The sequence below is a fragment of the Deinococcus metalli genome, assembly GCF_014201805.1.
GTDB classification, from domain to species: domain Bacteria; phylum Deinococcota; class Deinococci; order Deinococcales; family Deinococcaceae; genus Deinococcus; species Deinococcus metalli.
In genome coordinates this window covers 14,060-38,557 of sequence record NZ_JACHFK010000008.1, presented here as the reverse complement: position 1 = coordinate 38,557, position 24,498 = coordinate 14,060, and the positions used below count along the sequence as shown (strand labels likewise).

Genomic DNA, 24,498 nt, shown 5'->3' with positions numbered 1-24,498 from the left:
TCCCGTTGAGACGACGCTCAGTCGCGGCGCGGCGGGCGCCCACCACGGTCGCCGCCGGGACGCGGGCCGCGCGGTTCACGGGGCGCGATCTTGCCTTCGAGTTCCGGGCGGATCAGGTCGATCTTGCCGCGGTCGTCGATGCCGGCGATCTTCACGCGCAGTTTGTCGCCCACGTTCAGGACATCCTCGACGGCGTTCACACGCTGCTCGCTCATCTGCGAGATATGCAGCATGCCGTCCTGACCGGGGTACAGGTTCACGAAAGCGCCGAAGGGCGTGGTCTTCACGACGGTACCGTCGAACTCCTCGCCGGCCTTCGCCTCGCGGGTCAGGCTCTCGATCTTGGCGCGCACGGCGTCCGCACTGGCGGCCTGCGCGCTGAAGATGCGCACCGTGCCGTCCTCCTCCACCGTGATCTGGGCGCCCATGGCCTCCAGCTCGCGGATCTGCTTGCCGCCGGGCCCGATCACCTTGCCGATGAGCTCCGGGTTGATCTTGACGCTCACAATGCGCGGCGCCGTGGGCGACAGTTCCGGGCGCGGCGCCGCGAGCACCTCGGCCATCTTGCCCAGGATGTGCAGCCGGCCCTCGCGCGCCTGCGACAGCGCCTCACGCATGATCTGCGGGGTGATGCCGCCTACCTTGATGTCCATCTGGAGGGCCGTGACGCCCTCGGCGGTGCCGCACACCTTGAAGTCCATGTCGCCCAGCGCGTCCTCGGAGCCCAGGATGTCGGTCAGGACGCGGTAGCGCTCGCCCTCCATCACCAGGCCCATCGCCACGCCGGCCACCGGGGCCCTGATCGGCACGCCCGCGTCCATCAGGGCCAGGGTGCCGGCGCACACGGTCGCCATGCTGCTGGACCCGTTGGATTCCAGCACCTCGCCCACCACGCGGATCACGTACGGGAAGGACTCGAAGTCCGGCAGCACCGCCCGGATCGCGCGCTTGGCGAGGTTGCCGTGCCCGACCTCGCGCCGGGACTGCCCTCCCATGCGCTTGACCTCGCCGGTGGAGTACGGCGGGAAGTTGTAGTGCAGCAGGAAGCGGTCATTGTCCTCGGTGGTCAGGTCGTCCACCAGCAGCTCGTCGCGCTCGGTGCCCAGCGTGGCCACGCCCAGCACCTGCGTCTCGCCGCGCGTGAAGATCGCGCTGCCGTGCGCGCGTGGCAGCGGCCGGGCCTCGATCCAGATGGGCCGCACCGTGCGCGAGTTGCGCCCGTCCGCGCGCAGGTCGTCCTCGATGATCAGGCGCCGGAGTTCCTGCTTCTCGACCTTGTAGAAGGCGTTCTTGAGCGCCGTGATGCGCTCCTTGGCGCCCTCGGCATCGGGATCGGGCTCATAGCCCGCGATGATGCCGTCACGCAGGGCCTTGGTGCGGACGCCGCGTTCCTTCTTACCGGCGGTCAGCAGCGCGTCGCGCAGGCCGGCCGCGCGCGCCTTCTCGGCGAGTTCCGGCACGATGTCCGTGCTCAGGTCGCCCTCGGCCAGGAAGTTGAACTTCTCGCGGCCCAGTTCGGCCTTCATCTGCTCGATCAGCGAGATCACGCCCTGCATGCCCTCGTGCGCGAACTCGATGGCGCCGACCAGCGCGTCCTCGGACACGCTGTGCGCGCCGGCCTCCACCATCATCACGGCGTCCCGCGTGCCTGCCACCACCAGGTCCATGGTGCTGCGCGACAGCTGATCCACCGTCGGGTTGATCACGTAGTCGCCGTCGATCTGGCCCACCCGCACGCACGCGGTCGGCCCCTCCCACGGGATGTCCGAGATGCTCAGCGCCGCCGAGGCCCCGATCGGCCCCAGCACGTCCGGCAGGTGCTGCTGGTCTGCGCTGATCACCGTGATGATCACCTGCGTCTCCTGCCGGTAACCCTTGGGGAACAGCGGCCGGATCTGCCGGTCCGTGATGCGCGCCGAGAGGATCGCCTTCTCGCCGGGCCGGCCCTCGCGGCGGTGGAAGCTGCCGGGAATCTTGCCGACCGCGTAGTGCCGCTCCTCGAACTCCACGGTCAGCGGCAGGAAGTCGAGCGTGCTGCGCTCCTCTCGCGCCTGGGCGGTCACCAGCAGCATGGTGTCGCCGTAGCGCACGGTCACGCTGCCGCTCACCAGCTTGGCGAGCCTGCCCGTCTCGATGCTCAGTTCGCGCCCGCCCAGCATCGTCGTGTACGTTTTTCCAATCATGCAGGAAGTCTATCCCGCTCAGCGAACAGCAACCGGGAGCGCCGCCGCACCCGCCGGGGCTGATGAAAAGCTTCATGCTGAGCGCCCGCGCCTTGAGTTCGTTCGGCCCGGCGGCGCATGATGCCCCCGCACGGAGGTTCAAGATGACGGTTCCGAATTTTGGTGTGGGCACGTTCCGCCTGAAAGACGACGTGGTGAAGGAGTCGGTGCGCAGCGCACTGGACCTGGGCTACCGCGCCATCGACACGGCGCAGGGTTACGGCAACGAGGGCGAGATCGGCGAGGTGATCGCGCAGAGCGGCATTGCGCGCAGTGACCTGTACCTCACCACGAAGATCAAGCCCGACAACTACAGCAAGGACTTGCTGGTTGCCAGCTTGCGCGAGAGCGTGCAGAAGCTGGGCGTGGATCAGGTGGACCTGACGCTGATCCACTGGCCCGCGCCCCGTGGCCCCGTGCCAGCCGAGGAGTACCTGACCGCCCTGGCCGACGCGCAGCAGCAGGGCCTGACGAAGGAAATCGGCGTGTCGAACTTCACCGTCGCGCTGCTGGAGAACGCGAAGAAGATCCTGGGCGACACGCCCATCGCCACGAACCAGGTGGAGATCCACCCGTACCTGCAAAACCGCACGCTGGCCGCGTACGCCCGGGCCGAGGGCCTGCACCTGACGTCGTACATGACGCTCGCGGTGGGCAAGGTGCTGGGCGACCCGGTGATCCAGGCGATTGCCCAGAAGCACGGCGCGACGCCCGCGCAGGTGGCCCTCGCGTGGGCGCTGCAACAGGGGTACTCGGTGATTCCGTCCAGCACCAAGCGGGAGAACCTGGAGAGCAACCTGGGCGCGCTCAAGCTGATCCTCTCGGACGAGGACATGGCGCAGATCGCCACGCTGGACAAGGGCAATGCCGAACGCATCGCCAACCCGGCCGCAGTCGCTCCTGACTGGGACTGAAGCTTCGCTGTGTGTGTAGTCGGCGTCCGGTTCGATCTGGACGCCGATTCGTAGTATCGGAGGACCGGTCTCTGTCAGGTGTGAACGTAGATCCCCCCTCAATTCGTCCACGGACGTATAGTGGGGCATGGAGTTCAGCGGCCCACTGTGGTACTGGCGCGGGCCGGCCCCGCATTACTTCGTGACCGTGCCGGACGAGGAGGCGGCCGAGCTGAAGGCCGCGTCCCGCTTCGTGACCTACGGCTGGGGCATGATTCCGGTGTACGTGACCATCGGCACCACGCGCTGGCCGACATCGCTGTTTCCCAAGGACGGCCGGTACATCGTGCCGGTCCGCGCGAACGTCCGGCAGAAGGAAGGGCTGACGGAGGGACAGGACGTGACCGTGACGCTGGAGCTGAGAACCTGAGCCGTGGGTCCGGCAAGGAACTTGGCAGGTGACAGGGAATGGAGCCGACTGCTTTCGGCACACCAGCTCTGCGACACCCCACTCTTTCCGGTTGACCGGCGTGTGCGGACCGGCTGTGCAACACGTCTGCGACGGCCTATAGTGCGCGCACATGAAAACCAGCAGCCGGATGGCCCTGACCGCAGTCCTCAGCGTGTCCCTGCTCGCCGCGTGCGGGCGGTCGCCGTCGGTCACGCTGGCCGCACAGGGGGGGAACGGCAAACCCGCGACCGGGCAGACCGCCGCCGCCGCGCGGGCCTTCCTGCCCAACCCCGTGCAGACGACCGGCGACGAGTCTCTGACGGACCAGAAGGACGCGGCCGCCGCCGTGCCCGCCAGCGCGTACTACAACGTCACCCTGACGAATCTGGACGGCAGCGGGTACCTCAGCGGCGATTACGCACGGGTGGTCAGCGAGACGGGCACGCCGGTGTACGGCAGCGGGCCATTCAACTTCACGCGTGACCAGGATCAGTTCGAGCAGGTCATGGCGTACTACTGGGTCACGGAGGCGCAGAAGTACCTCCAGTCGCTGGGCTTCGGCACGGAACTGCCGGCGGTGCACAGGGAACAGCAGCAGATCAAGGTCAGCCAGTACGGCATCGACAACTCGTACCAGAATGACCACCCGGACATCATCCGTTACGGCAAGGGTGGCGTGGACGATGCCGAGGACGGCGAGGTGATCGTGCACGAGTACGGGCATGCCGTCCACAACGCGCAGGTCCCCGGCTTCGGCACCAGCCTGGAGGCCGGCAGCATCGGCGAGGCCTTCGGGGACTACCTGGCCCTGACGGTCGCGGACGCCGTGGCGCGGGCGAACGGCGCGCCCGTGAAGACGCCACTGCCGTGCCTGATGGACTGGGACAGCACGTCGTACACGCGCACGGTGCCGCACTGCATCCGCCGCACGGACACCGACAAGCACTACCCGCAGGACGTGGTGGGCGAGGTGCACGCCGACGGCGAGATCTGGTCGCGTGCCCTGTGGGATATCCGCGTGGCGCTGGGGGCGCGCGTGGCCGACCGGATCATCGTGAACGCCCAGTTCCGCTTTGCGCCGGACACCACTTTCGCCGCGGCCGCCCAGGCGACCGTGGACACTGCCCAGGCGATGTACGGCAAGGCGGTCGCCGCCACGGTGAAGAAGGCCTTCGCGGACCGCGGCATCCTGTAAGTCCGGCGGTGTGAAGCTCCCGCACGACCTCATCCGGCGCGCCCTGCCCGGCGAGGTCGTGACGTCCGCGCGGCCCCTGACAGGCGGCGTGTCCGCACGGGTCACGGCCCTCACGCTGCGACGGGCCGGAGCGGCGCGTGGTGCTGCGCGAGTACGGCCCGCGCGACCTGAGCGCGAACCCGGACATAGCCGCCCACGAGTTCGCGCTGCTGGGCACGCTGCACGGTCACGGGCTGCCGGTGGCGGAACCGCTGGGGCACGCGCCGGGCGCGCTCCTCCAGGGCTTCATGGCCGGGGACAGCGGCGCGGAGGTGGGCGTTGATCCCGCAGCGCTCGCCGGGTTCCTGGCCCGTCTGCACGCGCTGAGCACGGAGGGCCTGCCGCTGCGGCCGCTGCCGGCCGTTCCTCCGCCCGCCGGCCCGCCGGACGACTCGCTGGCCGAGACCCGCATCCGGTCGGCGCTGGCGGCCCACCCGCCGCCGACCGGCCGGCAGGTGCTGCTGCACGGCGACCTGTGGCCCGGCAACACCCTGTGGCTTCACGGCACGCTGAGCGCCGTGCTCGACTGGGAGGACGCCGCGCTGGGCGATCCGCATGCCGACGTGGGCAACACGCGGCTGGAACTGCTGTTCGCCGCCGGCCCGGATGCCATGCAGACCTTTACGCGGGCGTACGCCGACGCGGCCCGGGCCGACCTGTCGGCGCTCCCGGTGTGGGATCTGCGTGCCGCGCTGCGTCCCTGCGGCCGGCTCCACACCTGGGGCCTGGACTCCGCGCAGGAGCGGACAATGCGCGAGCGGCACGCCCAGTTCGTGCAAGCCGCGCTGGATGCTATTCAGGGCCGCTGACCGCGGTGACTCATCGCACGTCAGGTCTCTCCCCTCGCCTGATCTATGAACCGCTCTGGGCCGCGACCGCCCGCGCGTAGATCTCGCGGATCAGGGTGGCCTTGTCGTTGTTGTACTCGTGCATGAACGTGTACGGGCGTGTGGCGAGGTCGCGCTTGAGCGCTCCGTACGCGTCGCGGTCGGCCGGGTGCGCGCGCAGCCACTCGCGGAAGACCACGTGCCGGATCGCCTCGGGGCTGCCGGGCGACCACACGTGCAGGTTGATGTCCGTGCCCGGCCCCTTGAACATGCGGTGCTCGTGCCACTCGGGTTCGCGGATAGTCAGGCGGTACCCGGCGGCCTCCAGGGCGGGCACGTACGCGGGCTCGTCGGCCGAATCGGGCACGGTCACGTCGAGGTCAATGATGGGTTTGGCGTGCAGGCCGGGCACCGACGTGGAACCCACGTGCTCGATGGCCAGGACGCGGTCGCCCAGCACGCCCCGCAGGCGCCGGACTTCCCGCGCGTACAGGGCGGGCCACTGCGGGTCGTACGGCACGACCGGGATGGGGCTGGTCAGGGGACCCGGCGTCACCACGGAGGCCGCGCGCATCTCGGCCTCCGTCAGGGGCGCGTCCGTCGGCACCGGGGGCAATTCAGGCATGGTGCGGCCAGTATCGCCTCCGTTCAGGCCCGGAGGCATCGGCCAGATGCCGGAGGACGCCGCCCGGGATCCAGCCGTGCCCTTACCGCGCCAGGCCCACCGTGAGGTTCGCCGTGTACCCCGCGCTGACGCTGCCGCTCATGGTGGGCGTCTGGGTGCCCACGCCGTCGCCGAACACGTTGTCCGTGGCCAGGCTGACGCGCGACAGGTTGCTGACGCTGGCCGAGTAACCGCTGGTGGCGTACACCGCGTCGCACGTCGCCCTGGGCAGCGCCAGCTGCGAGGTCTGGATCTTGCCGGGCGCGCTGGTGGCCGACGCCAGGGTCGGGTAGATCTCGAAGTGTATGTGCGGCCAGCGGCCCGAGTAGCACGCCGGGAAGATGGTCTGGAAGGTCACGGTGCCGTCTGCGCCGCTCTCCTGCACGCCGCGCAGGTAGTCCTCGCCGACCACGGCGCTGCTGTACATCGAGTACTCGCCGCTCTGGGTGCAGTGCCACAGGTACACGGCATACCCGCTCAGCGCCGCGCAGCTCGAGTTCGTGTTCACCAGTTTGAGGATCACCGTCAGCGGCACGCCGGCGGCGGTGTGGCCGGTGCTCAGGCTGGTGCGCAGGTCGCTGCGGACGATGCCGCTGCGGGTCAGCACGTTCAGCGACTGCCCGGACGCCACGCTGCCGTCGGCGGGGTACGGCCCGGCCGTCTCGCTGGGAATGGCGGCGGGGCAGTCGGCGGTGCCGGTCGTGCCGCCGCCGCTCCCGGTGCCGGGCGTGGTCGCGGACGCGCCGCAGCCCACCAGCAGCCCGATGCCCAGCAGGCCCAGCGACAGCACCCTGCGGCGGTCCACGGCAGAGCGCGCGAGCATGGCCGAGTCGGCCTGCAGGCCCAGGTTGTTCACGTCGTCGTGGTGGTCGTGGTCATCGGCGGGGTAGGGCGTGATGATGCGTGTCATGGGGAAACCTCCGGTGAGTGAAAGCGCGGTCGTCGCTCCGTGCCGAGGGTGGTGTACCGCCCGGGTGTTCAGAACCCGTGTAGCCGCGCTGGGACGGGCTGCGCGTCTCACCGGGCTCTCAGGCGGCGGCCGCGGCGCGTCTCACCGTCACGCTCTACGCTGCGCGGGATGCTGCCCCGCCTGCGCGCTCTCATGCCGGTCGTGTTGACTGCGGTCATGTCCGCGTCCGCCCAGGTTCCGCCCCCGGCTCCCTCCACGCTGAGCGTGCCGGTCACGGTGCCGCTCGCGGGCGTACAGGTCGCCGCGAACGCGCAGGTGCCCGCCGAGTTCGCGCGGCTGGACGAGACGCGCTCGTACCTGGGCGGCCTGCTGAGCGTGACGCTCACGGGCACCGTCACGCGCGCGGGGCACGTCCGCGTCACGCCCTCGGCGGACGGCTCGGCGCTGGTCGTGAGCGTGCCCATCCGCGCGGCGTTCCGGGCCGGGCCGGGCGGCCGGGGAGCGGTGCTCGCGCGGGATTTCGGCGGCGAGGCGACGGTGCGCCTGACCGTCACGCCCACCGTGACGCCGGGGTGGGACGCGGGCGTGACCGTGACCGGCGAGGCCGAGTGGACCGACCCGCTGGCCGTGGACCTCGCGCCGGGCGTGCGGATCAGCGTGCAGTCGCTGGTGGACACCCAGGTGCAGGCGCAGCTGAACCGGGTCGCGGCCGAGGTCGAGCGCGCGGTGCGCTCGGGCGCGCGGCTACACGAGCGGGCGCAGGCGCTATGGGCGCGCGGCCAGCAGCCGTGGGCACTGCCCACCCCCGAGCGCGCGACGGCGACCCTCACGGGGCGCACGCTGGCGGTCACGCCGCTGCGCGTCACGCCGGACGCCCTGAAGCTCACGCTGGGCGCGACTTTCGACCTGGACGTGCACCTGGGACGGGCGGCGCCGCTGGACACGCCGGTTCCGCTGCCGCCGCTGCGCGTCGGGCCGGTCACCCAGAGCGGCGTGCACCTGAGCGTGCCGGCGCGGCTGGCGTGGCGGGACCTGTCCCGGCTGGCGACCACGTACGCCTCGGCGCGGTCGCTGCCGCTGCCGGTGCCCACCCACCCGACCCTGCGCGTGCTGGACGTGGACCTGCACCCGGCCGGCGAACGGATCACGGCGGCGGTGCGCGTGGAGGTGCGCGGGCCGCTGGGCCTGACGGTGCGCGCGACGGCCGACGTGAGCGGCACACCGGACCTCGACCCGACCGGGCGCGTCCTGACGCTGCGGGACGCCACGGTCGTCACGCGCCGCGAGGGCCTGACCGGACGCGTGATCGGCTGGCTGGCCGATGCCCGCGCCCAGACGTACCTGCACCAGGCCGCGCGGGTGGAGCTGGCCCCGCTGCTGGAGCGTGCCCGCGAGCGCGCGCAGGCCCGGTTGCCGTTCACACCCGTGCCGGGCGTCGAGCTGTCCGGCACGGTGGGCGCGCTGCGCCTGAGCGCCCTGACGGTCACGCCCGCCGCGCTGGTGGTGGTCGCGCAGGCGTCCGGCGTGCTGGCCGCGCGGGTGGATGCGGGCGGGCTGGTTCCGGCCGCGCCGGGGCCTGCGCGCTAGCCTGTGGCCATGAGCGACCGACCCGAGTCCGAGCCGCCGGCGGCACACGCGAACTGGTCCGCGCTGGTCGAGGACGCCGCGCAGCCCTGGGACACGCTCTCCACGCGCGTGCTGTTCGAGGGACGCCGCGCCCTGACCGAAGACCGGGTGCGGCTGCCCAGCGGCGTGGAGACCACGTACCAGTACCGCCGGCGCGGGCCGCGCGCGGTGTTCGCGCTGCCGGTCACGGCCAGCGGCGACGCGGTGCTGATCCGCCAGTACCGCTACCCGCTGCGCGCCACCATCACCGAGGTCGTGGCGGGCGGCATCGAGCCCGGCGAGTCCGTCCTGGCCGCCGCGCAGCGCGAGGTGGCCGAGGAGGTCGGCGGGCGCGGCGGCGAGTGGGTGGCGCTGCCGGGCTTCTACCCGCAGCCGAGCATCAGCGGCGTGGTGTTCTACCCCTTCGTGGCGCTGGGCGTGACGCTGGGCGACATGGCGCACGAGGACACCGAGACCATCGAGCGCGTGGTCGTGCCGCTGCCCGAGGCGTACCGGATGCTGGAGGCCGGCGAGATCCACGACGGGCCGAGCAGCCTGACCCTCTTTCATGCGCGCCGGCTGCTGGCAAGCCGGGGCCTGCTCTGAGCGGGCCGCGCGTCACCCCGCCGTGAGCGACCTGCCGCCCCCCTTCACCACGCTGGACCGCCCCCACCACCTGGGCGAGGTGGTGGGCGGGTCGCAGTTCCTAGCGTTCGCCGAGCGCGCCGACACGCCACAGGACGCCCTCTCGCAGCTCGCGGCCGTGAAGGCCCGGTACCCGGACGCCACACACCACGCGTGGGCGTACCGGATCGGCCCGGCCACCCGCTTCAGCGACGACGGCGAGCCGGGCGGCACGGCGGGCGCGCCGATATTGCGCGCCATCCACGGGCAGGACCTCGATCACGTGATAGTCGTGGTCGTGCGCTACTAAGGCGGCGTGAACCTGGGCACCGGCGGGCTGGTGCGGGCCTACGGCGGTACGGCCGCCGCGTGCCTGAGCGCCGCGCCCCGCACGCTGGTGCGGCCCCGGCAGACCCTCACGGTCAGCGTGCCCTTCGAGCACGTGGGCGCCCTGTACCACCTGCTCGGCACCCTGGACACCGTGCGCGGCGAGGAAACGTACGGCGCGCACGGCGTGACGCTGGGCGCGCAGCTCTACCCGGAGGACGCCGGCGCCTTCACCCGCCACCTGCTGGACGCAACGCGCGGCGCGGCCGTTATCGAACACGGGCGCGGTGGGGCGTGAGGGCCGCAGGGGTCTATCCACCGGTCCACGCACGCGGGCGGCCGGGGCGTAGACTCGCCGGACGCCGATGACCCAGGGCATTCCCACCGACGAGCTCTGCACCCTGGGCGACCTGCGCCTGGGCAGGTTCCGCAAGGTCAAGAGCCTGCTGATGCTGACGTATGTGGCGCTGGAAGGCCCCACGCCCCGCCGCGACCTGCGCACGCTGCTGTGGCCGAACGCGCGGCAGCCGGAATCCAGCCTGCGCGTCGCGCTGTACGTGCTGCGCGAGGCCGTACCCGGCGCCCTGGACGGCGAGGAGCGCCTGGAGACGGCCATGCCCTGCGACGCCGTGACGCTCCTGACGCTGCGCGGGCTGGACGCGCTGGACGCCTACACCGGCCCCTTCCTGGGCGGCGTGACGCTGGGCGACGTGTCCGGCGAACTGGAGGACTGGATCGAGGGCTGGCGCACCCGCCTGGCCCGGCACGTGCAGGGCGAGGCGCTCACCGTGGCCGAGACCGCGGACCCCGCCCGCGCCGAGGCCCTCGCGGAGCGCGCGTACCGCCTGCCGGGCGCGCCGCCGGCCGAGCCGGACCTGCTGCGCCGCCTGCTGGCCCTGACCCTGCCGGGCAGCGCCCTGGAGGGAGAGCTGCGCACCGAACTACACGGCCTGACCGGCCCGGACGACGTGCCCGCGCCCGGCGCGGCCCGCACCGGCCGCATGCTGGGCCGCGCCGCGCCGCTGGACGCCCTGCTGGCCTGGGCCGCGAGGCCGGGCGGCGCGGTCGCGGCGGTGAGCGGCCCCGGCGGGATCGGCAAGAGCACCCTGAGCCGTGAGCTGCTCCGAGAGCTGACCCGCAGCGGCCGCAATGCCGTGCTGGTGGACGCCGAGGGGGCACGCAGCAGCGCCGACCTGCTGCCCCGTCTGGCCGCCGCCCGCGCGCCCGGCCAGGCCGTGCAGGGCACCTGGGCGGGCCTGGCCCCGCTGCTGGGTGACGCGCCCGTGGTGCTGCTCGACGGCGTGGACGACCTCGACGACCTGGGAACGCTGCTGCTCACGCTGCGGCGCGACCTGCCGGACGTGCGCTGGGTGCTCAGCGGCCGCCGGCGCCGCCTGGGGCAACTCGGCCAGGCCGACACGGTGGACACCCTGGCCCTGACGCTCAGCGGCCTGGACGTGCCCCCGCCCGACGCGGACCTGCCGGAGATCGCCGCGAGCAGCGCCGTGGCCCTGTTCCTGCGCGAGGCCGGCCGCGTGCGCCGGGACTTCGCCCTGACACCCGGCAACGCGGGCGTGATCGGCAGCCTGACCCGCCGCCTGCTGGGCCACCCGCTGGCCCTGACGCTGGCCGCGTCGTGGCTGCGCGTGGAGGCGCTGGACGACGTGTATGCCCGCGTGCTGGCCGAGGCCGCGACCCTCAGCAGTCCCGGCGGCGACCACGACGGCCGCCGGGGCCTGATGCTGGTCGCCCAGCGTTCGTGGGACCTGCTGAGCGCGGGCGAGCGTGACGCCGCCCTGCGCGTGGGCGTATGCCCCGACTTCGATCCGGCCGATGCCCCCGCCCTGGGGGTGTCGGGGACCGACCTGGACGCCCTGCTGACCCACTCGTTCCTGGAAACGTACCGGCCAGGCAGCGAGCGTCTGCGCGTGTACCCCGCCCTGACGGGACTGCTCAACGCCCAGGCCCACGCGCACCCGGACCTGACCCGCGCTGCCCGACAGGCCCACGCCGCGCATTACCTCACGTGGTTCGCCGCGCAGGCTCCGGAAAGCCCACCGGTGGACGAGGAGCGCGGCAACCTGCGCGTGGCCATGTCCACCGCCCTGGAGGGCGGCACCCTGAAGACCAGCACGGTGGATCACCTGCTCGCGCACTACGACCGGCGCGGCCTGCTGGGCAGCGGCACCGACGTCTTCGCCGCCCTGGCCGACGAGGCCGAGGACGCCGGGGCGACCGCCGATGTGCAGGCCGCCACACAGATCGCGTGCATGTGGCTGGCGTACCGCGCCGGCCGGCTGCTGGACGCGCAGACGCTGGCCGCGCGTTTTCTCCAGGGACCGCTGGCGGGCGACCCGGCCAGCCGCATGAAGGTGCTGAATACGCTGGGGAGCGTGCGAGCCCAGCAGGGCCAGTACCAGGCATCTGTGGACCTCAGCCGGCAGGCGTTGGCGTTGGCGGAGCAACTGGATGACCGCATGCGGGTGGCGGGCTACCGGATGAACGTGTTGACCTATCTGAGCTATCTGGGGAATGTTGCGGAGATTGAGCAGGGTATTGCTGCTCTCGAAGCGGATCTTGCAGGAATGCCGTTTGTCTGGGCTTTGAACATACGGCGAATGATGTTGGATGTCCGCTTGTACCTGCCGGAGGAAGATCTGTACAACCTACACCGGGAAACTGCCGATCTGCTGGCCGCCAGTACACGAGCGAGAGATACGAAGCTCGCTGTCGGGCTGTTGATCGGCCAGGCGCGAATCGAACTCCGTCTGGGGCAACTTCGTGATGCCCAGGCGACCCTGGCACAACTCGACGAAATCCTCACACATTCGGAGGGTGTCGAGGGTGAGACCGAACGGCTGCTGATCCAGACGGAGCTGCTCTATGCCAGAGGCCGAACGCCACAGGCACGCCGTACAGCGACCGTAGCGCTCCAGTCCAGCATTCAGAAAGGCAATCCCTGGGACATTATCGAACTCTTCCTGATCGTCGCCGGTGATCTCCGAGGCCAGGCACCAGCGCATGTCGTTGTCACACTCAACACCATCGCACACGACGGAAATGTCCACTTCGATCAGCGGCGGCGGGCGCAGCTGGCGGGCGGCAGCAATTCTGGCCCGGGCTCGTTGCTCAGCGTCAGCTCACTCCAGGCTTGGCTTCAGGAGCAGCTTGACCGTCTGTAGGTATTACGGTCCCATCCCCGGAGGCGGGAAGGTCGGCATTGATGGTCGCTGGAGCGGCGGAAGGTCTTCATTCACCGTGTCGAACAAGGCAGGGAGCTTGACCTTGGCCTTCTCGTTCCCGCCGTCTGCCAAATAATAAAGGGGGTGAAAACCAAAGGTCACCTGTTCGCCCTGTATTGTACCGTCTCTTTTCTGCCGGCCGATCTTGGACAGGATAGAGGACTCTATTTCGAGGTCTTCGTTGGACAGGACAGGTAGATACTGTTCGACAAATCTCAGAAGGTAATTCGGCCACTGCGCTGAGCCGTATGGATTCGACTGGGCGCCGTAGAATGGTGGTATGAAACCGTTACTACCTTCCTGATGATCGATGTTGTCCTGTAATGGAGTGTAGTAATAGAGCTGAAATTCCTGGCCATCTGCCGCCGTTCCTACGATCATCGTCCCGCTGGGATCGATCTTGATCTCGGAGAAAACGACCGTGTCCTGTGAATCCCTATAGCGACTGTCCGTCATGCTTCCTCCCTGAATTGGTTTGTGACGACGCCTTAATCTTCGTGGTCATGGTCCCTGGCTTCTGGTTTCCTCCTCCTCGAACACCTGCACGTCCACGCGCAGCTGTTCGAACTGGCTGTCGATGATGCCGGCGGGGCGCGCGCCGGGGCGATCGAGGGTGCACACGTACACCGGCCAGCCCTGGTACGTCAGCTGATCCCACGGACGCAGGCCACCCGCGTCGCGCGGCCGCGTACCGAAACGGCCCAGCAGCGACGGGGGCAGGGGGCCGGGAACCAGGGCCGGCACGGGCGAGTAGCGGTACACGAACAGTTTCAGGTGCTCGGGCCACTGCGCGGCGAAGGGAATGACCTGCCCGGTCAGCACCGCGCCCTGCAACGGAGCGTAGCGGTACAGCGCCAGCGGGCCGCGCGCGGTGGTGCCCATGACGCACTCACCGCTGACGTGCACGCCCGTGAGTTCCGGCAGGGTAGGCAAGTGCCGCATGCGCCCTCCAGGCGGGGTGGACCGGGCCGCGGCGGACCGCAGGGGAACGGCCGGGACGTTCATGACCCGGCCCAGCCACGCGGGCGGCGCGCCGGGTGTGGCGTGACCTCGGGCTCGGCCGGGCCCAGGAAGCGGGCCGCGCCGTCCGGGCGCTCCGGGGCGTCCTCGCTGATCGCGGCGTCGGCGTGCAGGATCAGGTGGTGGAGGGTGTTGCCGTGCTGCGGAGCATGCGCCGTGCCGGTGAAGACGTGGGCGCTGCGGACCCCCAGCCGGCACGCAGCCCGCTGGAAGCGGCCCTGGAGGTGGTCCAGCCGCTCCGCCGGCACCGGCCGCGGCGTGTGCAGCACGAACACGTCGCCGCCCAGCCGGTAGGCCTGACCGCGCCCGGCGTCGGCGGCCGCGGCCAGCAGCGTGGCGAGCGCCCGCAGCAGGTCGTCCCCGGCGGCGTGGCCGAGGGTGTGATTGACCCCCCCGAGGCCCTCGATACCGAGCAGCACGACGCTGCCGGGCGTCTCGGACAGGATGTCGTGCTGCAGCGCGCGCCGGTCGAGCAGGCCGGTCAGGGGGTCGGTGTGGTACTCGTGCACGTCCTCGATCAGGGCCAGACGGGCCGCGCCGGGCAGGGTCGCCACGTGCACGCGGCAGAAGCGCAGGTCGCCCCCGTGGGTGGGCAGGCGGCGCACGTGCACGCCGTCCGGCCACGTGCGCGCGGTGTCCGGCAGCGCTGCGGCGGGGTGGCGCTGGTCGTACGCGGCGTTGCGCCGGGGCGCCGACGTGATGCCGGGGGGACCTGACCACAGCAGGGCCGCGTGGGGCAGGTGCTCGAAGAGGGGGTCGGGCGGGGTGGGGGTCACGTCTTGTTCTCCCTCGGGCCGCTGGAAATCGGCGCCGCTTGATCTGCGCGCAGCGTGACAGGGGGGGCATTAGTGAGGCGTTAACATCCGGTCGCAGGGTGCGGCCGCGGGGGGTGCCCTATGCTCGCGGCATGACTTCTCCCCTTCCCTACCGCATCGGGTACGGCGAGGACGCCCACCGCCTGGAGGCGGGGCGGTCCCTGGTCCTGGGCGGCGTGACCGTTCCAGACGCGCCGCACGGCGCGGTGGCGCACAGCGACGGCGACGCGGTGCTGCACGCGGTCGCGGACGCCCTGCTGGCGGGACTGGCGCTGGGCGACATCGGGCAGTACTTCCCGGACACCGCCGCCGAGTGGCGCGGCCTGGACTCGCGGGTGATCGTGGCGCGCGCCCTGGAACTCGTGCGCGAGCGGGGCTACGCGCCGGTGAACGTGGCGCTGGTGGTCACGCTCGACCGCCCCAAGCTGGGGCCGCTGCGGACAGACATTGCGCGCAGCGTGGCGGCGCTGCTGGCCCTGCCGGAGGCCGAGGTCGGCGTGAGCTTCAAGACCTCCGAGGGGCTCGCGCCGGCGCACGTGCAGGTGCGTGTGAGCGCGCTGCTGGCCCGGGTGGAGCCCGCAGAGTGAGCCCGGCGGGCCTCGACGTGATCGGGGACGTGCACGGCTGCCACACGGAACTCGTGGCCCTGCTGGACGCGCTGGGCTACGCGTGGAACGGCGGGGCGCTGGTGCCGCCGCCGGGCCGCCGGGCGGTGTTCGTGGGCGATCTGGTCGACCGCGGGCCGGACGTGGTGGAGGTCGTGCGGCTGGTCCGCCGGGCGGTGCAGGGCGGCGCGGCGCTGAGCGTGCGCGGCAACCATGACGAGCGCCTGGCCCGCGCGCTGGGCGGGGACAGCGTGGAGGCCACGCGGTCGCTGCACGTGTCGCTGGCGCAGCTCTCGGCCGTGGACGCGGCCGAGCGGGACGCCGTCTGGCACTTCCTGGCGGCGCTGCCCGCGCGGCTGGAGCTGGACGGTGGCCGCCTGCTGGTCGTGCACGCGGGCGAACTGGACACGGACGACCCGGCCACCCGCGAGCGTTTCAACGTGTGGGGCACCGCGCCGGGCGTACCGCCGGAGCTGGACTGGGCGGGCCGCTACACCGGGTCGGCGCTGGTCGCCTCCGGGCACACGTCGGTGCTGTCCCCGAAGTGGCGGGGGCGCACGGTGAACCTCGACACCGGCTGCGTGTTCGGCGGGCAGCTCACGGCCCTGCGCTACCCGGAACTGGACGTGGTGGCCGTGCCCGCGCGCCGGGCGTATGCGTCCACCGCGCACTGGCGCGCCCTGACCGGGGTGGGCGCGTGACTGGGCCGCTGCTGCACGTGGTGCTGTTCGAGCCGGAGAAGGCCGGGAACGTGGGCAACGTGGCGCGCACCTGCGCGGTGCTGGGCGCGGACCTGCACCTGATCCGCCCCTTCGGCTTCCACCTGCACGACCGCGAGTTCCGGCGCGCCGTGATGGACTACCTGCAGGGCGTCACGCTGCACGAGCACGCCAACTGGACGGCCTTCCAGGGCACGCTGGGGCCGGGCGCGCGGGTGTGGGCCTTCAGCACGCACGCGACCGTGCTGCACACGCGGGCGGGCTTTGCGCGCGGCGATTACCTGCTGTTCGGCCCCGAGTCGCGCGGCCTGCCAGAGTGGCTGCGCGGCGCCCTGCCGGCCCTGAAACTCCCGCAGCCGGGCGGGGGCCGCAGCCTGAACCTGTCGGTGGCGGCGGGCGTCGCGGCCTTCGAGGCGGGGCGGCAGATCGAGGGCTGGTAGCGCGGGCGCGTCCCGGCTACGCGGCGCGGCGCGTCACGTGCCGCACCCGCAGGGCAAACAGTGCGGCGATCACGTACTTCGCCACGATGTCCGCGTAGATGATCTGCGCGATCTGGCTGCCGGGCATGTCGCCGCCGAAGGCCAGCAGGTTGAACAGCACGCTGTCCAGCGGGACGCTCACGGCGTTGCTGGCGAGCACCCGCGTCCACCACGAGCGCCGGGTCAGCCGCTGGTACACGGCCGTGTCCGCGAGTTCCCCGACCAGGATCGCCAGGAAGCTCGCGCCGATGAAGCGCCACGGCGTGCCGGTCAGGACGGTGGCGACCGTATTCACGATCAGGGCCGCAGCGATGGCGATGTACACCGCCCGCAGGCCGCCCGCGCGGTGAATGCGGTCGCGCAGCGTGAACACCGCCGCGAAGAACACCGTGCCAACGCTCAGCAGGCCGTACACCGGCAGCGGAATGAACTTGTTGAGCAGGATGTTGGCGAGCAGGATGCTCAGCGCGTACAGGCCGATCAGGACGAGGGGCAGCGGGGCCGGGCGCCCCCGGGCGGGCAGGGTGGTCATGGAGTCCTCCGGGCCGGGGCGAGCGCAGGGGTCGCGGGGCCCGGAGGAGAGTACCAGACGCCCGCCCGCGGCACCGGGCCGGGCGCGGCCGTCAGCCCTGGCGGCGGCGGAAGAACGACGGGAGGGGCATGCCGGGGGTGCGGGCGGTGGGCGGCACGGTCACGGTCTCGAACTCGCGGATGGCGCCCTGCAGCCACTCCGGCGCGCCGCTGTATTCCCCGAACTCGTGGCTGGGCAGCCACTCGGCGCCCGAGAGCACGTCCGGCTGGGGATTGAGGATGCCCGAGCAGTACTGCGTGCCGAAGATCAGGTTCAGTCGGGCGTCGCCCCGGCCGCTCTGCACGCCCCGGCCGGCGTGCGAGCCGACCAGCCGCAGGTCGCTGACCGCGAGGCCCACCTGTGACAGCAGCGCGCGGCGCAGGTGCAGCTCGATGATGTTGTTCCCGGCCGGCACGTCCAGGATCAGGCCCGGCAGGCTCTGGGTGCCGCCGGGCAGCAGGGGCTGGTGGTGGCGCACGATCAGGTACGAGCCCTGGTGCTGGACGAGCGCGAAGACACCCACCTGGAAGGCGACGGGGGTCGAGTGGGTGTCGCTGGTGCTGGTCACGTCGGGGTCTCCTGGGCGGAATCGGTGGGCTGGTCAGCTCCGATTGTAAGACGTGGCATGACCCACGGTATACGGCACGTGACGTTCGAGGGGTTCAGAGATCGGGGTGGCTCCCACCCCCCGCACCACATCCGTGAAGGTGTCGTCGTGCGCGGGACTCGTCCACGCCGGCGACTGCACCAGCAGCACGGACGTGACCTGCGCCGCGTCCGGCCAGCCCGCGTCTGGATGCAGCTGCCGGCGCAGGGCGGCGCGCTCCAGCACGTCCGGCGCGAGCAGCGGCCCCACTTCCGCGCGGGTGCGCGCCAGGTCGAAGCCCTCCGCGACGGGCAGGTGCGCGTGCCACGCCGGGTACACGCAGGTGTAGTGGCGGATCAGGCCCGCGTGCAGTCCCAGGCCCGCCCAGTTGCCGGGCCGCACGCGCCGCGGATCGCCGCTGAAACTCGCCAGGTCGTGGTGCGAATCGACGTTCAGGACGTCCTGACCGGGGTAGCGTTCCAGCCACGCCCACGCGTCGGCGTGGCTCAGGGCCACGAACGCCGGCACCCCGGCGTAGCGGCCGAGCGCCTCCCAGCCGGGGTACAGGGGGTAATCGCCTTCCAGCGCGGCCCAGGACGTGCCGCCGCGCCGGAGCACCCGTGTCCACCACGCGTCGGTGCGGTCGTGGGGGCGGTCGCGGGTACCCCAGATGGGCGCGTCGAACACGAGTTCCCGGGTCCCCGAGAACGCGTCCCAGTCGACGCTGAGCAGCATGTCAGAAGACCTTGAGGTACGACACGCTGGCCGGATCGCGAACGAAACCCAGCTTCCCATTGACCGCCAGCATGGGCGCGTTGTCGCTGGCGTTGTCGGTGCGGATGGTGGGCGCGCCGCGGTCCCGGGCCACCCGGGCGGCCGCGACCTTCAGCGCGGTCGCCACGCCCCGGCCGCGCCACGCGGCGCTCACGCCGGTCAGCCCGGTGAACAGCAGGTCGCTGACCTCCGACGCGAACAGCGCCGTCTGCCCGATGAAGTCCTCGCCGTACACCGCGACCAGGTAGGCGTCCGGCAGCAGGCCCGGATCGCCCAGCACCGCCTCCGTGAACACCTGGAAGGACAGCGGCGTGGCGGGTTCGCTGCGCGGCACGTCCGTGCGCACGTCGCTCATCAGGGCGTGCAGGCGCGCGTCCAGGTCCGGCGTACCGGCGGCGCGCAATTCGCTCAGGCTGCGGATCTCCACGCCCTGTGCCGTCACGGCCGCCAGGGTGCCCGCGAAGGGCGCCGGGTCGAAGGCCGCCACGTCCAGCGCGCTGGTGAAGTAGCGCTTGTCGCCCACGAAGCCGCGCCGCGCCAGGAAACCCGGCGCCACCGGATGGTCCTCGCGCGCCAGCACGCGGACGGACTCGGCGTCTCGGGCGCGCAGGGCGGCCTCGACGGCGGCCCACAGCGCGGCGCCCGCCCCCTGCCCCTGCCGCTCGGGGAGCACACCAAGGTCAAGAGTGTAGCGGCGCGGGTGGTACGACCCGGGATTCTGGAAGTACGCGCCCACGCCCACGATCTCGGGGCCGGCTGCGGCGGCCAGGGTCGCGGCGCCGTAGCCCCAGTCCTCCTGCTCGCGCTGGCGTTTGTGCAGGTCCGCGCCGCTCAGCGGTTCGTGCGGGTGCGCGGCCGAGTACGCGCGGGCAGCGGCGTCCCACTCGTGCTCCTGTACCGGGCGGACGTCCAGCGTCACACGCCCCCCCACTTCATCTCGATGAAGGCCGGGCGCGGCCGGAAGCCCAGGCGCTCGTTGATGGCGAGCATGGGCGCGTTGGTGGTGGCGTTACCGGTCCAGATCTCGGCGGCGCCGTGCGCGAGGGCCACACGGATCGCCGCGAGTTTCAGCGCCAGCGCCAGGCCCCGGCGGCGCCACGCGCGGCGCGTGCCGGTCAGGCCGGTGTCCAGCCGCCGGGGATCGCTGGTCCAGCGCCACAGCTCCGAGACCGCCACGACCTCACCGGCGTCCGTGACGGCCAGCAGCATGCCCTCCGGGAACATCGCGGGGTTGTCGAAGCGCTGGCGGAAGTCGTCCAGGGTCAGCTCGGTCGCGTCACCGGTGCGGGGCACGTCCGCGCGGGCCTCGTGGAAGCCGTCGTAATAGGCGCGCAGCGCGGCGTCCGGCCCGAGTTCCGCCTCCAGCTGCGCGTACGAGAGCACGCGCACCCCGGCGGGCAGCGCGCCCTGCCCGGTCCATGCGGCCGGATCGAAGCCCTGCAGGTCGAGGACGTTGTCCCACACGCGCATGGCCTCGGTGAAGCCGCGCGTGGTCAGGAACGCCAGCGCGTGCGGCTGGTCCTCGTACGCGCCGGCCAGCACCTCGCGGGCTCCGCGCGCCCGCAGGTGGGCGTCCAGCGTGGCCGCGAGCGCCGTGCCGATGCCGCGGCGCTCCGCGGCGGGCCGCACCATCACCTCCGCGTGGTAGCGGTCCGGGTGGTACATCCCGGCGAACTGCAGGGCGGCGGCCGTGGCGACCGGCTGCCCGGCGTCCTCCACGATCCACTGCGCCAGGTGCAGGCCCAGCGGGTGGGTCCGGAGGAAGTGGGTCTCGTGCTCGAGTGTCTGCGGCGTCCACGGACGCGCAGGATTGACCTCGTTCATGATCTCTACCAGGGCCGGGATGTCGGCGTCCGTCGCCTCGCGGATCACCCCGGCAGTCACGCGGAGTCACCGTCCAGGCGCTTCTCGTAGCGGTAGCGGGTGGCGGTGCGCACGAAACCCAGGGCCGCGTTCATGCCCAGCATGGCCGTGTTCGGCGGGTCGTTGAAGGTCTTGATGACCCCGCCCCCCTGCGCCTGCAGGGCGCGCATGGCCGCGACCTTCAGCGCCTTGGCGATCCCCCGGCCGCGCCCGGAGCGCAGCACGCCGGTCATGCCGATGTAGTACTGGCCGGGCTCGCTACGCCCCAGCGTGGAGTAGCCCACGTAGTCGCCCGTCAGCGGATCGTCCGCACCCGGGCGCACGGCCACGAAGGACAGCTCCGGCGCGAGGTGCGGGTCGCCCAGTTCCTCCGTCACCCACTGCTCCATGGCCTTTTTCGTGAACACGGTGCCCATCGGGATGTCCTGAAACAGCAGCCAGTCGAGTTCCCACAGTTTGCGGTCACGCTCCGGGTCGCCGGCCAGGTCCGTCAGCGAGCGCAGCTGCACGCCCTGCGCCTCCACCTGCGCCAGCACGCCGTCCAGGGACGCGAGGTCCAGCGTGCGGGTGTCGATCCGCGATTCGTAGCGCTCCCACGCGGGCGCGAAGCCCCGCCTTTCCAGGAAGGCGCGGCCCGGCGCGTCGTGTGGGCGGTCGCTGCTGCCGGTCCGCAGTTCCCGCGCGCCGCGCGCCGTGAGGCGCCGCAGCAGCTCGTCATACAGCGCCGAGCCGATGCCCTGGCCGCGCGCGTCCGGGTGCACGTTCACCCCGCCCCAGTAGCGCCACTCCTCGAAGGAGCGGTCGTCGTGCCCGGCGCCGCCCACCCCGACGATCCGGCCGTCCTGCTCCGCCACCACGCGCGTCTGGTACAGCGCCGGGTCACGCGTGCGGTCCTCGCGCTCCAGGTCCTCGGGCGTGACCGGCCAGTCCGGCTGGCACACCCGCAGAACGGCGGCCATCGGCCCGTAGTCGTCCGGCACTCGGGGGTCGCGGAGCACGAAGGTCGCGGGCGGCGTGGGAGCACTCATGGCGTCATGGTGACCCGGCCGGCGCGGGGACGCATCGGCCAGTGGGCTTAGCACAGGGCGCTCCCTGCGCCGGGCGCACTATCCTCCGGGACATGACCGACACGCGCCTGAAGCTGCTGCTGATCGTGCCGCATCCCGACGACGAGGTCTACGGCGCGTCCGGCACCCTGATGCGCCATCTGGAGGCCGGGGACGCCTGCGGGCTGGTGACCCTCACGCGCGGCGAGGCGGGCCGGACGCTGGGCCTGTGCGACACGCCCGAGGAGCTGGCGCGGCTGCGCGAGGTGGAACTGGGCGCCGCGCTGGACGTGATCGGCCTGACCCGGCCAGAGGCCGTCCACGCGGGCAGCGTGTTCGAGCACCACCACTTCCCGGACAAGTCCCTCAGGGATCAGCCGTTCGAGACGCTGGTCGACGTGGCGTGGCGCGCCCTGAGCACGTACCGCCCGGAGATCCTGCTGACCTTTCCGCCCAACGGCAGCAACGGCCACCCGGACCACGTGACCACCCACCGGCTGGCGAAGGCCGCGTGGGACCGCCTGCCAGAGGGCGAGCGGCCCCGGCTGTGGTACTACGCCAGCGACACCCCGCCCGAGAACGAGGAGCTGCGCGCGCTGTGGCTGCGGCCCAACACGCGCCACGACGTCACGCCGTACATCACGCGCAAGTTGCAGGCCATCGCGTGCCACCGCTCGCAGGCGCTGAGCACCGTGGACTTCATCCGCAAGTTCCCGGAACGCATCACGACCGAGACCTTCCACGAGGTCGGACTGAACTGAACGCCCTGGACTGAGCCTCCTCAGTCCTCCCACTCGGCCACGGGGATGAAGTCCACGTTCTCGCCGTCCGTCCCGGTCACGGTGTAGTTGCGGTCGAAGTGCACGGTCAGTTCGCCCTTGTCGAAGTGCCGGGGCGACACCACCGGCTTGCGGAAGATGTGGTTGCCGTCGTCGTCGATGCCGATGTGCGCACTCTTCGTGAAGCGGAACTCGACCACGTCGCCGTGCGGGCGGGTCCGCACCCGCACGCGGAAGGTCTGCTGGTCGTCCTGCTTCACGTACGGATTGGCGGGGGCTTTCTTACGGAACAGGCTGAACATGGAAGACCTCGGGCCGGGCAGGGTGGGCGGAAGGACAGGTCCGCATTCTACCGGCCCGGCTGGTCCGTTCCGTCCGGAGCACCTTCTCAGTCTTGACACGCAGCAAAGAGAACCGGCCGGGTCGTCCCCGGCCAGTCCCCGACACGCGCTCTGCCCTCAGTTCTCGCGTTCGGTGCGGGCGCGCTCCCAGTCGCTGGCAGTGTTGATCTCGGCCACGTCCTCCGGGGTCAGCGTCAGGGTCAGGGTGCCGAGCAGGTCGTCGAGCTGCGCCACCGAGTTCGCGCCGATGATGGGCGCGGTCATGGCGGGCGTCTGGAGCAGCCACGCCAGCGCCACCTGCGCGGGCTTGGCCCCGTGGCGCGCGGCCACCGTCTCCAGCGTGCCGATGATGGCGTCGTTCTGCTCGGTCAGACGGTGGCCGGCCTCGCCCGCCCGCACCGAGTCCGGCAGCGGCTGGCCGCGGCGGTACTTGCCGGTCAGCAGGCCGCCGCCCAGCGGGCTCCACGGCACCACGCCCAGACCGTACTCCACGCACACCCGCTGGAGTTCGCGCTCGAAGTTCGCGCGGGTGGGCGACAGCAGCGAGTACTCCGGCTGGATGCTCACGAAGCGCTCCAGGTGCCGCGTGTCGCTGACCCACAGGGCCTGCATGAGCCGCCACGCGCTGTAGTTGCTGCACCCCAGGTAGCGCACGTAGCCGCGGCGCACCAGGTCCGTCAGGGCCGACAGCGTTTCCTCGATGGGCACCAGTGCATCGATCCAGTGCACCTGATACAGGTCGATGTGGTCGGTCTGGAGCCGGCGCAGGCTGTCCTCGCAGGCCTTCAGGATCCAGCGGCGCGACAGGCCCTCACGCTGCTTGATGGTCGAGCGGCCTTCCTTGCCGAACTCGCCCATCGCGCCGCGCACCTTGGTGGCGATCACGAGGTCGTCACGGTTCCCGCGGTCCTTCATCCAGCGGCCGATGATCTCCTCGGAGATGCCGCCGGGGTTGCCGGCCGTCCACATGGTGTAGATGTCGGCGGTGTCGATGAAGTTGCCGCCCGCGCCGACGTAGTGGTCGAGGATACTCTGCGACGCGGCCTCGTCGGCGGACCAGCCGAACTGCATGGTGCCCAGACCCAGCGGGAACAGGTGCAGGCCGCTGCGGCCCAGTTGACGGTAGGTGGTCATGGTGTGTGCCTCCAGGGAACCGAGATTGTGAACGTTTCGCATGATGCCACATCCGGGCTCCCGGCTGTCCAGCGCCGCAGAACGCCGCCGCGCGTCAGTCCGCGTGCGCGGCGCGCAGCAGGCCGTCCAGGCCGTCCACATAGCCGTCGTCCAGGCGCGCCCACTCGGGCGGGAAGGGCTGGGTGCGCGTCACGTCGTTCGGCACCACGACCACCCGCATCCCGGCCGCGACGGCGGCGGTCGCGCCGTTGAACGAGTCCTCCACGGCGACGCACTCGGCGGCCGGTACGCCCAGACGCTCGGCGGCCAGCACGTACAGTTCCGGGTCGGGTTTCACGCGGCGCACGTCGTCGCGGGTCGCCAGCGCGCCGAACAGGTCCAGCAGCGCGTGCTGCGACAGCCAGCGGGTCACCCACGCGCGGTCAGAACTGGTCGCCAGGCCCAGCGCCAGCCCGCGCGCCTTCACGTCCTCCAGCACGGCGCGCACGCCGGGCCGCACGTCCTGCGCGGCAATGTCCGCGTGCAGCGTGTCGCGCAGGCGGGCGTGCACGGCCTCGCGGTCGGCCTGCACGGCCTCGGGCAGCCCCGCCCACGGATCGAAGGCGCCCCATGTGCCGATACCGCGCTGCCACTCGCTCAGGGCGAGTTCGCGGCCGTGCTCGCGGTACAGCTGTTGCCAGTGCAGGAATTCCCGGCTCTCGGTGTCCAGGATGGTGCCGTCGAAGTCGAAGATCACGGCGCGCGGGGAAAACGTCATGCCGGCAGTC

The 24,498-nt window shown here is 71.7% G+C and carries 28 protein-coding genes; 13 read left to right on the top strand and 15 right to left on the bottom strand.

The annotated features are described in order from the left end of the window. Positions 1–17: 17 nt before the first annotated feature. On the bottom strand, positions 18–2,183 hold the full coding sequence (pnp, locus tag HNQ07_RS15390) for a polyribonucleotide nucleotidyltransferase (RefSeq protein ID WP_184113394.1): 2,166 nt from the start codon (positions 2,181–2,183) through the stop codon (positions 18–20). Between the two features lie 143 nt (positions 2,184–2,326). On the opposite strand from pnp, the gene dkgB reads away from it, so the two are divergent. From dkgB to HNQ07_RS15370, 4 genes are all read left to right on the top strand, one after another. Then, on the top strand, positions 2,327–3,136 hold the full coding sequence (gene dkgB / locus HNQ07_RS15385; RefSeq protein ID WP_184113392.1) for a 2,5-didehydrogluconate reductase DkgB: 810 nt from the start codon (positions 2,327–2,329) through the stop codon (positions 3,134–3,136). 127 nt (positions 3,137–3,263) lie between these two features. Beyond that, entirely contained in the window at positions 3,264–3,545 is a 282-nt protein-coding gene (locus tag HNQ07_RS15380) for a DUF1905 domain-containing protein (protein WP_184113390.1), read from the top strand. A 151-nt stretch (positions 3,546–3,696) separates the two neighbouring features. Then, positions 3,697–4,761, top strand: a complete 1,065-nt coding sequence (locus HNQ07_RS15375) for a M36 family metallopeptidase (RefSeq protein ID WP_184113388.1) — start codon at positions 3,697–3,699, stop codon at positions 4,759–4,761. A 137-nt stretch (positions 4,762–4,898) separates the two neighbouring features. Further along, complete coding sequence (locus HNQ07_RS15370; RefSeq protein ID WP_184113386.1) at positions 4,899–5,609, top strand: phosphotransferase family protein; 711 nt, start codon at positions 4,899–4,901, stop codon at positions 5,607–5,609. Positions 5,610–5,652: 43 nt separating this feature from the next. On the opposite strand, the gene HNQ07_RS15365 is transcribed toward HNQ07_RS15370, so the two are convergent. Together HNQ07_RS15365 and HNQ07_RS15360 are read right to left on the bottom strand one after the other, a co-directional pair. Then, the gene (locus HNQ07_RS15365; protein WP_184113384.1) at positions 5,653–6,252 is read right to left on the bottom strand and encodes a GrpB family protein; all 600 of its coding nucleotides are present in this window, start codon (positions 6,250–6,252) and stop codon (positions 5,653–5,655) included. An 82-nt stretch (positions 6,253–6,334) separates the two neighbouring features. Further along, complete coding sequence (locus HNQ07_RS15360; protein ID WP_184113382.1) at positions 6,335–7,201, bottom strand: peptidase associated/transthyretin-like domain-containing protein; 867 nt, start codon at positions 7,199–7,201, stop codon at positions 6,335–6,337. A 216-nt stretch (positions 7,202–7,417) separates the two neighbouring features. Here HNQ07_RS15360 and HNQ07_RS15355 point away from each other — a divergent pair, with 216 nt between their 5' ends. The 5 genes from HNQ07_RS15355 (at position 7,418) to HNQ07_RS15340 (ending at position 12,939) form a co-directional block, all read left to right on the top strand. Continuing rightward, complete coding sequence (locus HNQ07_RS15355) at positions 7,418–8,788, top strand: DUF4403 family protein (RefSeq protein WP_229832062.1); 1,371 nt, start codon at positions 7,418–7,420, stop codon at positions 8,786–8,788. 9 nt (positions 8,789–8,797) lie between these two features. Next, a complete protein-coding gene (locus tag HNQ07_RS15350; RefSeq protein ID WP_184113380.1) occupies positions 8,798–9,412 on the top strand; it encodes an NUDIX domain-containing protein in 615 nt (204 codons plus the stop codon). Between the two features lie 22 nt (positions 9,413–9,434). Then, on the top strand, positions 9,435–9,740 hold the full coding sequence (locus tag HNQ07_RS24410; RefSeq protein WP_308430881.1) for a YigZ family protein: 306 nt from the start codon (positions 9,435–9,437) through the stop codon (positions 9,738–9,740). Positions 9,741–9,746: 6 nt separating this feature from the next. Beyond that, a complete protein-coding gene (locus HNQ07_RS24405; protein WP_308430880.1) occupies positions 9,747–10,055 on the top strand; it encodes an IMPACT family protein in 309 nt (102 codons plus the stop codon). A 67-nt stretch (positions 10,056–10,122) separates the two neighbouring features. Then, on the top strand, positions 10,123–12,939 hold the full coding sequence (locus HNQ07_RS15340) for an ATP-binding protein (protein ID WP_184113378.1): 2,817 nt from the start codon (positions 10,123–10,125) through the stop codon (positions 12,937–12,939). A gap of 3 nt (positions 12,940–12,942) precedes the next feature. Here HNQ07_RS15340 and HNQ07_RS15335 read toward each other — a convergent pair whose 3' ends face one another. Genes HNQ07_RS15335 through HNQ07_RS24400 form a run of 3 tightly spaced genes read right to left on the bottom strand, consistent with a single transcriptional unit; the run spans position 12,943 to position 14,795 of the window. Further along, complete coding sequence (locus HNQ07_RS15335) at positions 12,943–13,455, bottom strand: hypothetical protein (RefSeq protein ID WP_184113376.1); 513 nt, start codon at positions 13,453–13,455, stop codon at positions 12,943–12,945. A gap of 45 nt (positions 13,456–13,500) precedes the next feature. Then, complete coding sequence (locus HNQ07_RS15330; protein WP_184113374.1) at positions 13,501–13,941, bottom strand: COG4315 family predicted lipoprotein; 441 nt, start codon at positions 13,939–13,941, stop codon at positions 13,501–13,503. A gap of 59 nt (positions 13,942–14,000) precedes the next feature. Beyond that, a complete protein-coding gene (locus HNQ07_RS24400; RefSeq protein WP_184113371.1) occupies positions 14,001–14,795 on the bottom strand; it encodes a GGDEF domain-containing protein in 795 nt (264 codons plus the stop codon). A gap of 131 nt (positions 14,796–14,926) precedes the next feature. On the opposite strand from HNQ07_RS24400, the gene ispF reads away from it, so the two are divergent. The 3 genes from ispF to HNQ07_RS15310 are packed head-to-tail and all read left to right on the top strand — an operon-like array spanning position 14,927 to position 16,598. Then, on the top strand, positions 14,927–15,421 hold the full coding sequence (ispF, locus tag HNQ07_RS15320; RefSeq protein WP_184113363.1) for a 2-C-methyl-D-erythritol 2,4-cyclodiphosphate synthase: 495 nt from the start codon (positions 14,927–14,929) through the stop codon (positions 15,419–15,421). Further along, complete coding sequence (locus HNQ07_RS15315; protein ID WP_184113361.1) at positions 15,418–16,140, top strand: metallophosphoesterase; 723 nt, start codon at positions 15,418–15,420, stop codon at positions 16,138–16,140. The genes ispF and HNQ07_RS15315 overlap by 4 nt, the downstream gene beginning before the upstream one ends. Next, entirely contained in the window at positions 16,137–16,598 is a 462-nt protein-coding gene (locus HNQ07_RS15310; protein WP_184113359.1) for a tRNA (cytidine(34)-2'-O)-methyltransferase, read from the top strand. The genes HNQ07_RS15315 and HNQ07_RS15310 overlap by 4 nt, the downstream gene beginning before the upstream one ends. Before the next feature lie 16 nt (positions 16,599–16,614). Here HNQ07_RS15310 and HNQ07_RS15305 read toward each other — a convergent pair whose 3' ends face one another. From HNQ07_RS15305 to HNQ07_RS15280, 6 genes are all read right to left on the bottom strand, one after another. Continuing rightward, positions 16,615–17,169 carry a VUT family protein gene (locus HNQ07_RS15305; protein WP_184113357.1) on the bottom strand — a complete coding sequence of 185 codons (555 nt, stop codon included), beginning with the start codon at positions 17,167–17,169 and terminating at the stop codon, positions 16,615–16,617. Positions 17,170–17,260: 91 nt separating this feature from the next. Continuing rightward, the gene (locus tag HNQ07_RS15300) at positions 17,261–17,776 is read right to left on the bottom strand and encodes a hypothetical protein (protein WP_229832060.1); all 516 of its coding nucleotides are present in this window, start codon (positions 17,774–17,776) and stop codon (positions 17,261–17,263) included. Positions 17,777–17,809: 33 nt separating this feature from the next. Beyond that, entirely contained in the window at positions 17,810–18,529 is a 720-nt protein-coding gene (locus HNQ07_RS15295; RefSeq protein WP_184113355.1) for an arginase, read from the bottom strand. 1 nt (position 18,530) lies between these two features. After that, complete coding sequence (locus HNQ07_RS15290; protein ID WP_184113353.1) at positions 18,531–19,487, bottom strand: GNAT family N-acetyltransferase; 957 nt, start codon at positions 19,485–19,487, stop codon at positions 18,531–18,533. Next, a complete protein-coding gene (locus HNQ07_RS15285; protein WP_229832059.1) occupies positions 19,484–20,452 on the bottom strand; it encodes a GNAT family N-acetyltransferase in 969 nt (322 codons plus the stop codon). The genes HNQ07_RS15290 and HNQ07_RS15285 overlap by 4 nt, the downstream gene beginning before the upstream one ends. Next, on the bottom strand, positions 20,449–21,459 hold the full coding sequence (locus HNQ07_RS15280; protein WP_184113351.1) for a GNAT family N-acetyltransferase: 1,011 nt from the start codon (positions 21,457–21,459) through the stop codon (positions 20,449–20,451). Before HNQ07_RS15280 ends, HNQ07_RS15285 begins: the two co-directional genes overlap by 4 nt. Before the next feature lie 92 nt (positions 21,460–21,551). Between HNQ07_RS15280 and HNQ07_RS15275 the strand changes: the two genes are divergently transcribed. Then, positions 21,552–22,238, top strand: a complete 687-nt coding sequence (locus HNQ07_RS15275) for a PIG-L deacetylase family protein (RefSeq protein WP_184113349.1) — start codon at positions 21,552–21,554, stop codon at positions 22,236–22,238. Positions 22,239–22,258: 20 nt separating this feature from the next. Here the strand turns inward: HNQ07_RS15275 and HNQ07_RS15270 are convergent, their stop codons facing one another. The 3 genes from HNQ07_RS15270 to HNQ07_RS15260 all read right to left on the bottom strand — a co-directional run bounded on the left by HNQ07_RS15270 (position 22,259) and on the right by HNQ07_RS15260 (position 24,488). Next, the gene (locus HNQ07_RS15270) at positions 22,259–22,558 is read right to left on the bottom strand and encodes a hypothetical protein (RefSeq protein WP_184113348.1); all 300 of its coding nucleotides are present in this window, start codon (positions 22,556–22,558) and stop codon (positions 22,259–22,261) included. Positions 22,559–22,714: 156 nt separating this feature from the next. Next, on the bottom strand, positions 22,715–23,731 hold the full coding sequence (locus HNQ07_RS15265) for an aldo/keto reductase (protein ID WP_184113347.1): 1,017 nt from the start codon (positions 23,729–23,731) through the stop codon (positions 22,715–22,717). A gap of 94 nt (positions 23,732–23,825) precedes the next feature. After that, entirely contained in the window at positions 23,826–24,488 is a 663-nt protein-coding gene (locus tag HNQ07_RS15260; protein WP_184113346.1) for an HAD family hydrolase, read from the bottom strand. Between the last annotated feature and the right edge of the window lie 10 nt (positions 24,489–24,498).